8 protein-coding genes and 1 pseudogene are annotated in these 16165 nt (G+C 62.6%); 6 read left to right on the forward strand and 3 right to left on the reverse strand.

What is annotated here, in order from left to right:
- Positions 1-182: 182 nt before the first annotated feature.
- Positions 183-2804, reverse strand: coding sequence for a glycosyltransferase family 2 protein (locus tag VJR68_RS21885; protein ID WP_324151040.1), 2622 nt, complete (start codon positions 2802-2804; stop codon positions 183-185).
- A 454-nt stretch (positions 2805-3258) separates the two neighbouring features.
- Positions 3259-3726 (reverse strand): Dps family protein, encoded by a 468-nt coding sequence (locus VJR68_RS21890; protein WP_324151042.1) that lies wholly within the window; start codon positions 3724-3726, stop codon positions 3259-3261.
- Positions 3727-3837: 111 nt separating this feature from the next.
- Here VJR68_RS21890 and hrpA point away from each other — a divergent pair, with 111 nt between their 5' ends.
- From hrpA to VJR68_RS21920, 6 genes are all read left to right on the forward strand, one after another.
- On the forward strand, positions 3838-7848 hold the full coding sequence (hrpA, locus tag VJR68_RS21895) for an ATP-dependent RNA helicase HrpA (RefSeq protein ID WP_324151043.1): 4011 nt from the start codon (positions 3838-3840) through the stop codon (positions 7846-7848).
- A gap of 160 nt (positions 7849-8008) precedes the next feature.
- Entirely contained in the window at positions 8009-10135 is a 2127-nt protein-coding gene (locus tag VJR68_RS21900; RefSeq protein ID WP_324151045.1) for a bifunctional (p)ppGpp synthetase/guanosine-3',5'-bis(diphosphate) 3'-pyrophosphohydrolase, read from the forward strand.
- A gap of 172 nt (positions 10136-10307) precedes the next feature.
- A complete protein-coding gene (locus tag VJR68_RS21905) occupies positions 10308-12041 on the forward strand; it encodes a hypothetical protein (RefSeq protein WP_324151046.1) in 1734 nt (577 codons plus the stop codon).
- The gene (locus tag VJR68_RS21910; protein WP_324151048.1) at positions 12038-12880 is read left to right on the forward strand and encodes an NAD-dependent epimerase/dehydratase family protein; all 843 of its coding nucleotides are present in this window, start codon (positions 12038-12040) and stop codon (positions 12878-12880) included. Before VJR68_RS21905 ends, VJR68_RS21910 begins: the two co-directional genes overlap by 4 nt.
- 209 nt (positions 12881-13089) lie before the next feature.
- The gene (mrcB, locus tag VJR68_RS21915; protein ID WP_324151050.1) at positions 13090-15429 is read left to right on the forward strand and encodes a penicillin-binding protein 1B; all 2340 of its coding nucleotides are present in this window, start codon (positions 13090-13092) and stop codon (positions 15427-15429) included.
- Positions 15430-15488: 59 nt separating this feature from the next.
- The gene (locus tag VJR68_RS21920) at positions 15489-15977 is read left to right on the forward strand and encodes a tetratricopeptide repeat protein (RefSeq protein WP_324151052.1); all 489 of its coding nucleotides are present in this window, start codon (positions 15489-15491) and stop codon (positions 15975-15977) included.
- A 42-nt stretch (positions 15978-16019) separates the two neighbouring features.
- Here the strand turns inward: VJR68_RS21920 and VJR68_RS21925 are convergent.
- Positions 16020-16165: pseudogene (locus tag VJR68_RS21925) on the reverse strand (transposase); the annotation flags it as partial.

The following is a 16165-nucleotide window of genomic DNA, read 5'->3' on the forward strand; positions in this document are numbered from 1 at the left end:
GAATGCAGATCGATAGCTGCGTAAAGTGACATAGCTGCCTCCTGTCGCGAACGACGTTGAGCTGAAGGAGCTTCTAACGTACCGCCAGCGCAGGAGGCGGCGACATGAGTATTCAGGGTGCGAACCCCAACATCGCCATGCTTGCATGGATCGGAATGTTGGGGTTCGCACCCCAACCTACGTCAGCCGGCTTTGTCACCGGACTTGTGCGCAATCCACGCACCCACCAGCGCCGAGAAATACGGAATCGACTGCGCGGCCAGGATGAACATCCACAACTGGCCTTCGGTGAAGTGCGCAGCGGTGCTCTTGGCCATGCCGATGACGCACAGCATGAGCGCAATGAACATCAGCATTTCTTCGCGCACCGGCGTAAAGGCGGCGAAGTTGCTGCCACCCAGGCGGCGGCTCTTGGCGGTGACCACGAACGAGGTTTTCTCGCGCGTGAGGCCATGCAGAATGCCGCGCGCGATGGCATGGCTCAGGCTCATGCTGGCCAGCGAGGCCATGATGGTGTCGTACCAGCCGCAGGGTACGCGCGCGCGGTACAGCACCACACCGAAGATGGCCTTGGCGAAGAAGAAGCCGATGATCGGCACCAGGAACAGCTGCATCGGCAGGCTGAAAACCTGCGGCAGGCCGACCATGCCGGCGGTCCAGAAGATCGCCATCATGGTGAAGATCAGGTGCAGGGCGTCAGCGAACCAGCTGAACCAGCCGGTGAGAAAGTGGAAGCGCTGGCCGCCGCTGAGCGGACCTTTCTTGGTCATCCACTGCCAGCGGCCCTTCAGGATCTGCATGGCACCGAAGGCCCAGCGGTAGCGCTGGCTCTTGTATGCCTTGAAGTCGGCAGGGGTGAGGCCCTTGCCCATCAGCTCATCGACATAGACCAGCTCGTAGCCGGCATGCATCAGGCGCAAGCCAAGCTCGGCGTCTTCGCAGATGGTCCATTCCGACCAGCCGCCGGTGCCTTCCAGCGCCGAGCGGCGCACCATGGTCATGGTGCCGTGCTGGATGATGGCGTTGCGCTCGTTGCGGTGATGCATGCCGATGCGGAAGAAGCCGTCGTATTCCCACGCGGTCATGCGGCGGAAACGGTTGTGCTCGAAGTCGCGGTGCGCCTGCGGGCACTGCACCACGGCGACCTTCGGGTCGTGGAAGTAACCGGTGAGTGTGCTCAGCCAATCCTCGCGCACCACGTAGTCGGCATCGATCACCGCCACCACGTCGGCCTTGGCATTGGTTTCCTTCAGGCCGAAATTCAGGGCGCCGGCCTTGAAGCCCGGCCACGGTTCCAGATGGAAGAAGCGGAACTTGGAGCCCAGTTTCTCGCAATATTCCTGCACCGGCTGCCACACCGCCGGGTCCTTGGTGTTGTTGTCGATCACCAGCACTTCGTAGTTTTCATACTTGAGCGCGGCGAGCGAATCGAGCGTGATGATCACCATCTCCGGCGGCTCGTTGTAGCAGGCCAGGTGGATGGAAACGAACGGCTGCTTCTCGATCGGATCGGCCGGCAGCAGGGCGGCATGGCGCACCCATTGACGCCGCCACAACACTTCCGTGAACTCGAAGCCGTTGATCAGCAGGATCGCCAGGATCGCCACCTGCGCGGGGAACAGCAGCACCAACATGCTCCAGTCCACCCAGCTCAGGTAGAAGTTGAACGGGAGCGTCACCGACCACACGATCAGGCCGCAGGCCAGCTGAATCAACACGTCGAAGAACAACCGGCCCACCAGCTTGAAGCGGCGGTAGCCGATGCCGAACCAGATCATCGGCGCCAGCGCCAGCAGGCTGGCGGCCAAGGCTTTCCATGGCCAGCCGGTGTCTTCGATCACCGGGCCGGTGAACGGGAATTTCAGCTGGCGATCGGCGTTGAACACGCCCCAGTAGGCGCCGGTGCGGCCTTCGCCCAGGTTTTCCTTCCAGGGTTGGTCGAAAGCTTCGAAGAGGTAGTAGTCGACGTTGTTGTGCTTGGCCCAGATCAGCCATTCGCGGTCGAAGATGGCTTCGTTGGAGATGGAGGGATAAGCGCGCTCGCGGTGGTCACCGTTGGAGGGCCAGCCGATCTCGCCGACCACCACGTGCTTGTTGGGGAAACGCTGCTTGATGGCGCTGTAAGCACCTTCGGCTGCTTGCACGGCGACCGAATAGCGCACGTCGCTCGACACCGGCACGCCGTTCCAGAACGGGAACAGGTGGATGGTGATGTAGTCCACGTGATCGGCCAGTTCCGGATACTTCAGCCAGATGTAGTCCGGTTCGGCGATCGACACCGGCTGGCGGATATGCGCACGGGCCCGGTCGAGATACGTGATCATCTTGTCGACGGGCACGTTGTTGCGGAACAGCACCTCGTTGCCGATGGTCACGCGCTCGATGGTGTCCGGATAGCGGCGCGCCAGGGCAATCAGCGATTCCAGCTCTTTCTCGTTGTTATCCAGGCGGGTGTCGATCTCCGCGCCGGCCATCACCTTCAGCCCCTCTTTTTGAGCCAGGCGGAATACCTGCGGATTGATCTGGGTGGAATAGACGCGGATGCGGCCGGTGTACTGATGCAGCAGCTTCAGGTCACTGGCGATCTCGTCGTCGCTGGGATAGCTCTGGTTGAACGGATTCTGGTAGCGCTGGAACAGCGAGACCGAAAAGCCGTTGATCTGCCCATGCCAATCCTCCGGACCGTGCGGGAGATTGCCCCACCACCATAGACCGAAGTTCAACGCGGCAACCACGAGCGCCAGCAGGATGGCTGCGATGATCGAAAAGGGGCCGGCTTTGGTTGGATTGGGTGTGGCGCTCAAGAAAGTCCCCGCAGTTCACCTCTTCGGAGGCGCGTGAATCCTGTGGAGCTTAACCAATTCACGGTAGGTGGCTCAATAAATTGCGGGTGAGGTGGTCAGGCCAAGGTCAGGGCAGAGGAGCCGGCGAGTCGTATGAGGCCCTGCGCCCTTGTCGGCAAGTACACGTCGGTGGCCTGATCGGCCGAGGCGCCCGCATGGACCATAGCCTCGGTATACGGCGCTTGGAGCGGGAGTCGGGCCTGCTTGTGTTGCGGGGCGGATGCGTGTCTCGCGATCCGCCCCCTTGCTGCACGGTCGACCGTTTGATGCTCTTTTCTTAACGCAACCGTTTGATGCTCTTTTCTTAACGCATGCGAATGGTTTCACCGGCGTTTGGACGTCCGTTTCTGCGAAGCACGGCGAACGTCTTTTGCGCGTGTACATCGCGCAAACGGAAATGCATGCGCGGCGATGATTACTTCAGCAGGGAACGCAACATCCACGCCGTCTTCTCATGTGCCTTCAAGCGGCCGGTCGCCATGTCCATGGTGCCTTCATCACCGGCCTGGTCGGCGGCCTCGATCACCTCGCGCGTTGTCACGGCGGCTGTTTCGTGCCCGGCGACCAATTGCTCCACCATTTCTTTCCAATCCGGCACGCCGGACTCTTCCTTGATGGTGGTGAGCTTGCCGAACTGGCTGTAGGAGCCGGGCGCGAACACGTCCAGCACGCGAATGCGCTCGGCCACTTCGTCCGCGGCCAGCCACAGTTCGTTGTACTGGGTTTCGAACATGGTGTGCAGACTGTTGAAATGCGGGCCGGTCACGTTCCAGTGGAAGCTGTGGGTTTTCAGATAAAGCGAATAGGTATCGGCCAGCAGCTTGGAAAGTTGCGTGGCGATGGTTTCGCGATCCTGCTTGGCGATGCCAATGCTGGTGTCCATGGTGCGCTCCTTACCGATTGAATCTGCGTTCGAGCTTAGCCAGGCGCGCAGCACGCTGGAAATGAATTGTGCAGATGCCAGTGATAGATACGGGCTATCATGTACGGCTCCATGAGCGATACGACACCCGATACTCCCTCCGCTTCCCCGGACAGCCGGCTACGCGCGCTACGCAAGTCGCTGGACAACGTTTCCAGCCGCGACTTCGGCCGATTGCTGGGCCGCTGGCGTGGCCTGTCGCGTCGTCCGGATGCGAAGAAGCTGGAGGCACTGGCTGCCGACATCGCCGCCTCGGCCGAGCGGCGGCAGCGGCGCGCGCAAAGCAAGCCGGAAATCCGCCTGGACGAGGCATTGCCGATCACCGCGCGTGCCGACGAGATCGTCAAGCTGATTGGCGAGCATCAAGTGGTGGTGATCGCGGGCGAAACCGGTTCGGGCAAAACCACGCAACTGCCGAAGCTGTGCCTGGCGGCAGGTCGTGGCGAAGCCGGCATGATCGGCTGCACCCAGCCGCGCCGCCTGGCCGCGCGCTCGGTCGCGCGCCGCGTGGCGGAAGAACTTGGTACGCAGGTGGGCGACAAGGTCGGTTTCCAGGTGCGCTTTACCGACCAGGTCTCCGAGCAGAGCCTGATCAAGTTCATGACCGACGGCATCCTGTTGGCGGAAACGCAGAACGATCCTTGGCTCTCTTCTTACGACACGCTCATCATTGACGAGGCGCACGAACGCAGCCTCAATATCGATTTCCTGCTCGGCTATCTGAAACGGCTGGCCATCCGGCGGCCGGAGCTGAAGATCATCGTCACTTCCGCCACCATCGACACGGCGCGCTTCGCCGAACACTTCGGTAATGCGCCGGTTATTTCGGTGGAAGGGCGCACCTATCCGGTGGAAGTGCGCTGGCGTTCCGTTGATGACGTGGCCGCGCGCCGCAACCAGCGCAACAGCGAATGGCAGCAGGGCAGTGCCGAACATGTCGCCGCCGTGCTGGATGAAATCACCCACGACGATCCGCGTAACGACGTACTGGTGTTCATGCCTGGCGAGCGCGAAATCCGCGATGCGCATTTGCTGCTGTCACGCCGGCAATATCGCGAAACGGAAATTCTGCCGTTGTATGCGCGCCTGTCCGCCACCGATCAGGACCGCGTGTTCAAGCCCGGACCGAAACGCCGCGTGGTGCTGGCCACCAACGTGGCAGAAACCTCGCTCACCGTGCCACGCATCCGCTACGTGATCGATACCGGCACGGCACGCGTGAAGCGCTACAGCCAGCGCAGCCAGCTTGAGCGCTTGCACGTGGAGCCGGTGTCGCAGGCGGCGGCCGATCAGCGCAAAGGACGCTGCGGACGCGTCGGTCCCGGGATCTGCTATCGCTTGTATGACGAAGCGGATTACGCCTCGCGCGCGGCGTATACCGATCCGGAACTGCTGCGCTCCTCGCTCGCCAATGTGATCCTGCGCATGCTGTCGTTGCAATTGGGCGAGGTGGACGAATTTCCGTTCCTTGAAGCGCCCGATCCGCGCGTGGTGGCGGACGGTTATCGCCGTCTTGCCGAAATCAGCGCAATCGACGAAAAGCGCCAGCTTACGGATATTGGCCGCACGTTGGCCCGTTTGCCGATCGACGTGCAACTGGCGCGCATGCTGGTCGAGGCGCACAAGCTTGGCAGCCTGCGCGAGCTGCTGGTGGTGGTGGCTTTCCTCAGCATCCAGGATCCGCGCGAGCGTCCCGCCGATGCGCGCCAGCAGGCGGATGCGGCGCACGCGGCGTTTGCCGATCCCAAGTCGGATTTTGTTGGCGTATTGAATCTTTGGCGCGAGTACGACAAGGCGCATGAGGAGCTGACGCAATCGAAATTGCGCGATTGGTGTTCACGGCATTTCTTGAGCTTCCTGCGCATGCGCGAGTGGCGCGAGCTGCATCGGCAGTTGTTGCTAGCGTTGGACGATGCGGGACTCGGGACTCGGGACTCGGGACTCGAGTCAAAAGCAAAGACGCGGGCCACTGCGCGCGCCAAAGGAACAGCCAAGTCATCCTTGGGTTCACGGGATACCGCTTTGCCGAGTCCCGATTCCCGATTCCCGAGTCCCGACGATCACTACGAAGCGATCCATCGCAGTATGCTGGCGGGCCTGCCCACCCAAGCCGGCCACAAGGACGAAAAAGGCATCTACCGCAGTACCCGCGAACGCCGCTTCCAGGTCTTCCCCGGTTCCGCGCTCGCCAAGACGCCACCCAACTGGCTGTTCGCTGCGCAGATCCTCGATATCGGTGGCCGCGTGTGGGGCATGATGTGCGCCCGCGTGGAGCCGCCATGGATCGAACAGCAGGCCGCGCATCTGTTGCGCAGCACCTGCCGCGATGCACACTGGTCGCGCAAGCGCGGCACCGTGGTGGCCTACGAGCAAGTCAGCCTGTTTGGGCTGGTGCTGGTCGAACGCCGTCCCGTGACATTTCAGAAACAGGACCCCGCACTCGCCCACGAGATATTCCTGCGCGAAGCACTTGCCCGCTGCGATATCGAATCACGTGCCGATTTCGTGCGCGCCAATCAGCGCGTGTTGGAAGATGCACGCGGCATCGAAGCGCGCCAGCGTCGCGAAGGCCTGATTCGCCATGAAAACGAACTGGTGGATTTTTTCCGCGGCAAGCTGCCGGAAGACATCGCCAGCTCGCGCGCGCTGGATGCGTGGTATCGCAATGCGCGCCCCGCCGAACAAGCGGCCTTGCGCTGGTCGATCGACGACGTGATGGTCGGTGGTGCCGGACTTGATCCGAAAGCCTTTCCGGCTTCGCTCGATATCCCGCCGCAACGGTACCGTTTGGAATATCGCTTCGTACCGGGCGATGAGGCCGATGGCGTCACGCTGCATCTGCCGCTGGCGATGCTCAACGCCTTGCCGGCCGCGCGCTGCGAATGGCTGGTGCCTGGCTTGCTGGGCGACAAAGTGGCTGAGCTGATCCGCGGCTTGCCCAAAGCGCTGCGCCGCAATTTCGTGCCTGCGCCGGATTTCGCGCGCGCATTCGTCGAGGCGGAAGCGCCGCGCGATGAATCGATCGCCAAGGTGCTGGCGGCGTTCCTGCGCCGTACGACCGGCGTGGAGATTGAAGCCAGCGATTTCGCGCCGGTTGAACTTGCGCTGCATTTCGCCATGCGCTTCCGCCTGCATGATGAGCAAGGCCGCACGCTGGCCGCCGGCCGTGACCTCAGTCAACTGCGCCAGCAATGGGAGGGAGAGGCGCGGGAGGCGTTTTCGCGCAAGACCGACATCGAACTCACGCGTGAGGACGTCACCCGTTGGGATTTCGAGGAGATTCCCGAGCAGGTGCGCTCCGAAGGCGGCTTGCTCGCCTTTCCTGCGCTGGTCGATCTTGGCGAGGCGGTCGCCTTGCGCGTCTTCGAACGGCGTGACGAAGCGCGGGCCGCCCACCTCAAGGGTGTGGAGCGTTTGCTGCGCCATGCGCTCGCCAGCGACGTCAAGCAGGCGCGGCGTCGCCTGCCGATTTCCAATCCGGTTTCGCTCAAATACACGCCGCTCGGTAATGTGGATGGCTTGCGCGAAGACTTGGTCGAAGGCGGTTTCAACGATGTGCTCGCCGCGCACGATCTCAACGTGCGCAGTGCCGCCGCGTTCGAAAGACTGCACACGCATGTCGCACGTGAGTTATTTGCGGCAGCCGTGGGGCGCCTGAAGCTGGCCGAGCCGATCATCGAAGCGCAGGCCGATATGAAGCCCTGGCTGCAGCCGCCGTTGATCGGTTTTGCCCGCGCCAGTTATGACGACTTGCGTGAACAGCTCGACGTGTTGCTTGCGCCAGGTTTTCTACGCGAGTTATCGACGGCGCGGCTCGCTCATTTTCCCCGCTACTTGAAAGCCATGCGCCTGCGCGCCGAACGCCTGCGCCAGGACCCGGCCAAGGATCAGCAACGCATGCTGCAGGTGTTGCCGTATTGGCGCGAATACCTCAAGCATCGCGCTGCCGGCGATGAAGGCCTGGACGAGCTGCGCTGGCTGATCGAGGAATGGCGGGTATCGTTGTTCGCGCAAGAGCTGAAGACGGCCGAGCCGGTATCGGTGAAGCGTCTCACCAAAGCGCTCGAAATCCTGCGCCCGTAGGTTGGGTGCGAACCCCAACATCGCCATCCCGATCGCATGGCAGACGTTGGGGTTCGCACCCCAACCTACATGGGCTTTGGACATAGCTATCGACGTGTCCGAGCCCTTGGTGTTGGGTTACGCTGCGCTAACCCAACCTACAGAGGCATTGCCGTAGATCATGGTTCACGCCACTTCAACCGCGGGCCATTTGGCGGCGTGGCAGTCACGGGCGGGTACGCTGCCGCCGTTGTTGGCCGATGCGCTGGCCGTGTGCGCGCAAAACGGCGTGAACGAGCACGAATGCGGCGACGTGCTGGACCTCCTGGCCATGCTCGGTTGCGATGCGCATACCCAGGCGGCCGCATTGTGGTTCGAGATCGGGCGCGCGCACTCGCTGGTATGGGAACGCCAAGCGGCTGGATTGCCGGAAGAGTTGCAGCGCCTGGTCGCCGGCCAGATGGCGGCGGAGCGTGTATGGGCCTTGCATGCGCAGCGTCCGCCGCAGGGTGGTTCCGAAGGTCTGCGCCGTTTGCTGCTGGCGATCATCCGCGATGTGCGCGTGGTGTTCATTCTGCTGTCGCGGCAACTGGCCCGCATGCGCGCGGCCGCCAATCTGGCGGAAGACGAACGGCAGGAACTGGCGCGGCTGACACGCGACATCCACGCGCCGCTCGCCAACCGTCTTGGTATCTGGCAACTGAAGTGGGAGCTGGAAGATCTGGCGTTCCGTTATTTGCAGCCGGATACGTACAAGCGAATCGCCAAGCTGTTGGACGAGCGCCGCAGCGATCGCGAGCATTTCATCCGCGATGCGTTGAGCGAGCTGGGCGAAGCACTGCGCAATGCCGGCATCAAGGCGGATCTTGCCGGGCGTCCCAAACACATCTACTCGATCTGGAAGAAGATGCAGCGCAAGGCGCTGGAGTTCTCTGATCTGTATGACATCCGCGCCGTGCGCGTGCTGGTGGACAGCGTCGCGGATTGTTATGGCGCACTCGGCATCGTGCATGCCTTGTGGCCGCATTTGCCCGGCGAATTCGATGACTACGTCGCGCGTCCGAAGAGCAACGGTTATCGCTCGCTGCATACGGCGGTGATCGGCCCGCACGGCAAGACATTGGAAGTGCAGATCCGCACGCACGACATGCACCGCGCCAACGAATTGGGCGTGGCCGCGCATTGGCGCTACAAGGAGGGCGGCAGCGGCGATGCGGATTTCGAGGCGAAGATCGCCTGGATGCGCAAGCTGCTGGAGCCGCGCAACGACGATGGCGAACTGGCGGCCGAGCTGCAAACCGAGCTGCTGGAAGATCGTGTCTACGTGCTGACGCCCAAAGGCGAAGTGGTGGATATGCCGCACGGCGCGACGGTGCTCGACTTCGCGTATCACGTGCACACCGAAGTGGGCCATCGCTGTCGCGGCGCCAAGGTCAACGGACGCATCGTGCCGCTGACCTATCAGCCGCACAGCGGCGATCGCGTGGAGATTCTCACCACCAAGATCGGCGAGCCGCGGCGCGATTGGCTCTCGGCGCATCACGGCTACCTGCATACCAGCCGCGCGCGCGACAAGGTGCGCGCGTGGTTCCGGCGCAGCGCGCACGAGGCCAATCTCGCTGCAGGCCGCGCGTTGCTGGAGCGCGAATTGAAACGCCTGGCGTTGCCGGATGTCGACCTCGCCAAGCTGCCGACGCTGTTCCATCTGCAGACCCAGGACGAATTGCTGGTCGCGCTGGCACTGGGCGAAATCAGCACCGGCCAGGTGGCGCGCGTGCTGCAGGAATCACAACAGCCCGCCGATCCGATTCCCGCCACGCCGCCGCCCGCGGTGCGCCACACCGTGTTCGATCACAGCGCCATCACCATCGAAGGTGTGGGGAATCTACTCACCGTGCTGGCCAAGTGTTGCCAGCCATTGCCGGGTGATCCGGTGCTTGGCTTCATCACCCGGACCAAGGGCGTATCGGTGCATCGCGCGAACTGCGCCAGCCTGGCACGGCTGGCACGGCGCGATCCGGACCGGGTGATCGAGGTGAGTTGGGGCCAGGCCAACGCACAGGCCTATGAAGTCACCATCCAGCTCAACGGCTACGACCGTAAAGGCCTGCAGAAGGATGTGGTAGGCGTGATCAGCAACGCCAACATCAACATCCTCGCCTCCAATAGCCGCCTGTTTTCCCGCACCGGCGAAGTGGAAATGCGCTACACCCTGCGCGTGCGGGATTTCGAGCAGCTGTCCACCTTGCTGGATCGGCTGGCGGCGCTGCCCAACGTGGTGGAAGCGCGCAGAGTCGGGGCTGGGTAGGTTGGGGTGCGAACCCCAACATTGCGAAGCATGAAGAAGGCCATGTTGGGGTTCGCACCCCAACCTACACACTCATGGCGGGGAGGGAAGAGCTGAACGCAACTTTTCACGCCCAGCGCCTGTCATCCACCCAATGCTAAGCTGAACGCCTTGACCTGCTAGTTCACGAACCATGAGCCGAAACCGCGACCTGAACGACCCGGGCAACAACGGCAATGGCCGTACCGAACCGAAGCTGGGCAACCTGGATCAGCTGGATCGGCCGCATGTCCCTGCACCCGATGACGGTCTGCCGCCGATCAAGGTGGAGCCCGCGTATCGCCGTGGCTCGGGGGTCAAAAGTCCGTATAAAAGGCCCAACTGGTTTCTGATCGTATTGATCGTCGTACTGCTCGCGGCGGTCGGTGGCCTGTGGTTCAACGAGAGCCGCTTGCGCAATCTGGTGCCGCGTACCGATTTCGATGACGTCTTGCATCGCGGACAAGTCGCCCTGCAGCAAGGGCACCTGGATGGCAGCGACGGCACCAGCGCGCGCGAACTGTTTGAAGCGGCGCGTGCACTCGAACCGGACAACGATGCTGCGCGCCAAGGTCTCAACGACGTCGGCCGCGCCGAAATCGCGCGCGCCGACGCCGCACTGCAGGCAGGCAAGATCGATGACGCCTCGCAAGCGTTGACCAATGCACGCGAACTGCTTGGCGGTGGCAGCGATGTGGATCGCCTCACGCAAGCTATCGCCAAGGCACAGGTGTCATCCGGCAATACCTATACCCTGGTCGCACAGGCGCAACAAGCACTCAGCGACAACAAGCTCGATGGTCCGGACGGTGCTGCCGCGCTTTATCAACGCGTGCTGGCCGCTGAGCCGGATAACGCAGTCGCGCGGCACGGCATGGACCAGGTTGGCGATGCGATGGCGGCGCAAATTCAAAAGGCGTTGAGTGCGAACGACGTTGCCACCGCTTCCGCCGGCATCGATCGTCTCGCTGCCGTGCTGCCCAACTATGCGCAGCTGCCTACTTTGCGTGCATCGCTTTCCGCGTTGCAGGCGCAGGCCAATAGCGCGCTCACCGATGCCATCAACCAGGGCAACGATGCCTTGCGCGCGGGACGCATCGACGGCGACGGCAACGACACCGCGCTGGCGCATTTCAAAGCGGCGCTGGCGATCGATCCCAACAACGCGCAGGCCAAAGCCGGGCTCGGCCAGGTAGCGCAAGCCTTGGTTGTGCAAGCCAATGCGGCGATCGATGCGGGCGATGCCGATCATGCGCGGCAGTTGCTGGACCAGGCCGACGCGCTTGCTCCCGGTTCGGCGGACTTGATCGCGGCGCGTGCGCGCTTGGGGCAGCCGCCCGTGCCACCGGTGGTACCGCCATCCGGCAACAAAGCCACGGCAAGCGCGCAGCAAGCAGCACCTTCGCAAGACGACAATGCGCCACTTCCCGTCGCACAACTTACTGGCCAGCAGGAAATCCAGGTGGCCGATATGGTGAGCCGCGCCAAACAGGCTGCTGCGCGCGGCGACATCATGACGCCGCCCGGCAATTGCGCATACGACCTTTACCGCGGTGCACTGGCTATCGACGGCAATAACCAGCAAGCCTTGGCCGGCTTGCAGGCATTGCCTGGCGAAGTGCAGCAGCAATTCAACAATGCTTTGCGCAGTGGCAGCCTCAAGAAAGCCAACAGCCTGCTCGATGCGCTCAGCAATCTCGAACCGGGCGATGCGGCCATCGCCATTTCGCGCCAGCGGTTGGCGAATGCATGGTTCGATCAGGCCGAACAACAATTGGAAAGCGGCGATCGCGACAACGCGACCGGGTCGTTGGAGCAAGGACGTCAACTGCAGCCAGACGATCCGCGCATACGGGAAATCACGGCGCGCATGCAGGGTAATCGATGACGGTATTGGTTTTTGGCGGTAGCAGCCAGATCGGCCAGTACCTGCTGCCATTGCTAGCCGCGCGTGATGAGCCGGTGGTGGCAGTGAGCCGCACGTCACATGCAGCAACCGACGGTGTGACGTGGCTGAGCGGCCAGTTGCCGGATGCCGTGCCCAAGGTGGATGACGTCTCGGCAATTGTCAGCTTTGGCCCGCTGAACTGGTTTGCGAAATGGTTGAGTACGGCGACGTTGCCGCACGCGCCTCGCGTGATCGCGGTCAGTTCGATGAGTGCGGAAAGCAAGCGTGTATCGGAAGTCTCCGTCGAACGCGATCTCTCTCAATTGATTCGAGACAGCGAGACAGCACTGGCCGAAGCCTGCGCCCGGCACGGCAGCGCCTGGACCGTGCTGCGGCCCACGCTTATCTATGGTGCGGGCATGGATAAAAGCCTTACGCCGATTGCCCAGCGCGCGATGCGGCTGAAGGTGTTCCCGCTACCGGCGGCCAGCGGTATGCGCCAGCCGGTGCATGCGCAGGATCTGGCTCACGCAGCCCTTGCAGCGTTGGATAAGCCAGCGTCGGCCGGAAAGATTCTGGCCATTGGCGGCGGCGAACAGCTCACGGTAGGCGAGCTGTTTGCACGCGTGCGACACAGTTTGCCCGTCGATACGCTGCCACTGCCGCTGCCGGCGTGGTTGTTGGGGTTGGCTCGCCGCAGCATCGCCGGGCTGCGCGGCCCCTTGAGCCGCCTGGAGGCAGACCTGGTGGCCGACAACACGGAAATGACGCGCTTGCTCGGCGTGCAGCCACGGCCGTTCCGTCCGGATGCGGACTGCTGGCGTTGTAGGTTGGGGTGAGCGGCACGCGAACCCCAACATTGCCGGATGGCATGCAGGCCATGTTGGGGTTCGGCTGCGCCTCACCCCAACCTACATTGCCTGCGCAAATCCCCGAAATGCCCCAGCTACGCCATCTCTGGCAGGCCTGCATTCATCCCGCCGCCGGGTGCCGAGCCCTATGATCTCGGACACTGCCGATCCGGCCTCCTGCCCTGGAAACCACCCCGTTGGAATTTCTCAGCCGACTCCGTTCGATCGCAAGCGCATGCTGGCCGTGGGTGCGCATTCCCTTCTGGATTTGCACGGGCCTGCTCTTCGGTTTCCTGCTGCCGTATTCGCTGATCCTCAACAAGCGCGTGCAGGACCGTTTCAGTGATCTGGTCTTTGCCGTACCCACGCGCGTCTATTCGCAGCCATTGCGGCTGGCACCTTACGTGCCGATGACGCCCGGTACGCTGGAAGTGGAACTCGCGTTCTCCGGCTACGCCAATGACGGCCACGGCGACGTACCCGGCAGCTGGGCGAAGAAGGGCAGCACCTATCTGATTTCCTCGCGCGGTTACGCCGGACCCGACGGTGGCGAACTGCCCAAGCATATTCGCGTTGCGCTGGGCAACGGCATGGTGCAGTCCGTTACCGATGTGGCTTCCGGCAAGGCGCTCAGCGAAACGCATCTCGACCCGGCACGCATCGCCACCGTCTACGGTGCCAAGCAGGAAGATCGCACCTACGTGCAATTGAATGATCTGCCGCCGTTGCTGATCGCCGGTTTGCAAGCAGTGGAAGACCGCGACTTCAAGCATCACATCGGCGTCGATTTCACCGCCATCCTGCGCGCCGCGTTTGCCGATTTGCGCGCTGGTCATACCGTGCAAGGCGCGTCCACGCTGACGCAGCAGCTGGTGCGCAATCTGTTCCTCAACCGCGAACAGACCATGGGGCGCAAGTTGAACGAAGCGCTGATGTCGATCCTGCTGGAGATGCACTACAGCAAGGCGCGCATTCTCGAGGCATACATCAACGAAGTGTTCCTCGGCCAGCAGGGCGACCAGGCGGTGCATGGTTTTGCGGCGGCATCGCAGTTCTATTTCGGGCGTCGGCTGGAATTTTTGCGTCCGCAGGAAATCGCCATGCTGGTTGGCCTGGTGAAAGGCCCCAGCCAGCTCGATCCGCGTCGTTATCCGGATCGTGCGCTGGCGCGACGCAATCTGGTGCTGGATACGTTCGTCACCACCGGGCTGTTGTCGGCAGAACAGGCGCGTGCGGCCAAGGCGACACCGTTGGGCGTGATTCCGGATGGCCAGTTGCCGCATAACCGCTTCCCGGCCTTCATGGAACTGGTGCGCCAGCAGATCACCAACGACTTCGACGAAGACACGCTCAAGCAAGGCAATCTGTCGATCTTCACCACGCTGGATCCGGCCACGCAGCTGTATACCGAGCAGGCGATCGACAGTGCGATCAACGGGCTTGGCAAGCGCGGCGAAGACACGCAGAGCGCGGCCGTTGTCACCGATTCCAAAACCGGTAGCGTGCTGGCCGTCGTCGGCAGCAAAATTCCTGGCGACCAAGGTTTCAATCGTGCGTTGGATGCACGCAGGCCGATCGGTTCTACCATCAAGCCGTTTGTCTATCTGGTGGCGCTGACCAATCCGGAGCGCTGGAATCTCGCTACGCAACTGGATGATTCGCCGGTCAGCATGAAGCAGCCCGACGGCAGCTGGTGGACGCCGCACAACGACGACAACCAGAGCCACGGCATGGTGCCGATGGTGGATGCGCTGGCCAATTCGTGGAACCTCGCCACCATTCACTTGGGATTGGAAGTGGGCTTGCCGCGTATCAAGGCGTTTCTCGATTCGTTTGGCCTTACCAATGTGCAACCTGGTCCTTCGTTGTTGATCGGCGCGGTCGATCTGGCGCCGATCCAGGTCACGCAGCTGTATCAGTACATCGCCTCCGACGGCCACGCGCTGCCGCTGTTGGCGGTGAGCGGCGTGGTCGACAGCCATGGCCACACCATCAAGCGTTATGAAGTGGAAAGCGGCAAGGGCGAATACCAACCCGCCGTGCGCCTGGTGACCTGGGCGATGCAACAAGTAGCCACGTACGGCACGGCGAGTTCGCTGGCCAAATCCAATCTGGCCTATCTGCATACCGCAGGCAAGACCGGCACCAGCAACGATTTGCGCGACAGCTGGTTTGCCGGCTTTACCGGCGATCGCCTGGCGGTGTTCTGGATGGGCCGCGACGACAACAAGCCCAGCCATCTGTGGGGTTCCACCGGCGCGCTGCGTGCGTGGCAGGAATTGTTCCGCAAACTGCCTACCGTACCGCTGCCTGCTACGGCGGGTGATGGTCTGGAAATGGCCTGGATCAACCCGGCCGATGGCCGGCGCAGTGATCCGGCTTGTTCCGGCGCCAAGGAGGTGCCGATCATTGCGGGCAGTCTATCCACGGATTCTGAAGGGTGTTTCTGGCAAAAAGTCGGTAATCTGTTCGGCGGCGGCCAGAGTGCTCCCCAGCCTGCCACCGAATCGCCGACCCCCACCGCCAGCCAGCAATAGCCAAGCAGACCATGCCGTACCGTTCACGTCGCCTCCGTAGCCCAGTAGTGCCCGTCGTCATGGCGGGCATCTTGCTCGCCGCCTGCGCCCAGCCCGCGCCCGAAGCACCCAAGCCGCCGCCGGGCAAATCCTCGGTCGCGATGGTGGAAGAAATCCGCGCCGCCGGAGAGCGCGATAAGTCCGTCATCAACGTGCATCCGCTGGCCGATCCGGGCATCGCCACCTTGCAGGACGCAGCAAAACAAGATGAGCGCAACGGCAACTACCAGGCCGCTGCCGCCAAACTTGATATAGCGCTCAAGCGCAACCCGGATGCACCTGATGTGTTGCAGGATCGCGCCGAAGTCGCCATCTACATGGGTGATTTCCAGCTGGCGGAAAAACTCGCCCATCAGTCGTGGACGTTGGGTTCCAAGCAGGGGCCATTGTGCGCGCGTAACTGGCAGACGATCGTGGAGATTCGCCAGCACGCCAATGATGATGCGGGAGCTGCGTCGGCCAGCAAGTGGGTTGGTGAGTGCCGCGAGCCGGGGATTCAGCGGCTTTGAGGTGATGGCTGCTTGGATCGATTGGCTTTGTATCGGCATTGACGGCTCACTGGCTTGAGCGCTGGCCAACGACACGCTCACCGCGACCTGACAATTATCCTGCTTGCCGAGCACGCCACAGTACTGGCGAGCCACACCGACCGAATGCGTACCCTTCTTGGGAAATCCGGTGTCATCGATGATCCAGT

Source organism: Dyella sp., assembly GCF_035277725.1.
Taxonomy (GTDB): Bacteria; Pseudomonadota; Gammaproteobacteria; order Xanthomonadales; family Rhodanobacteraceae; genus Dyella_B.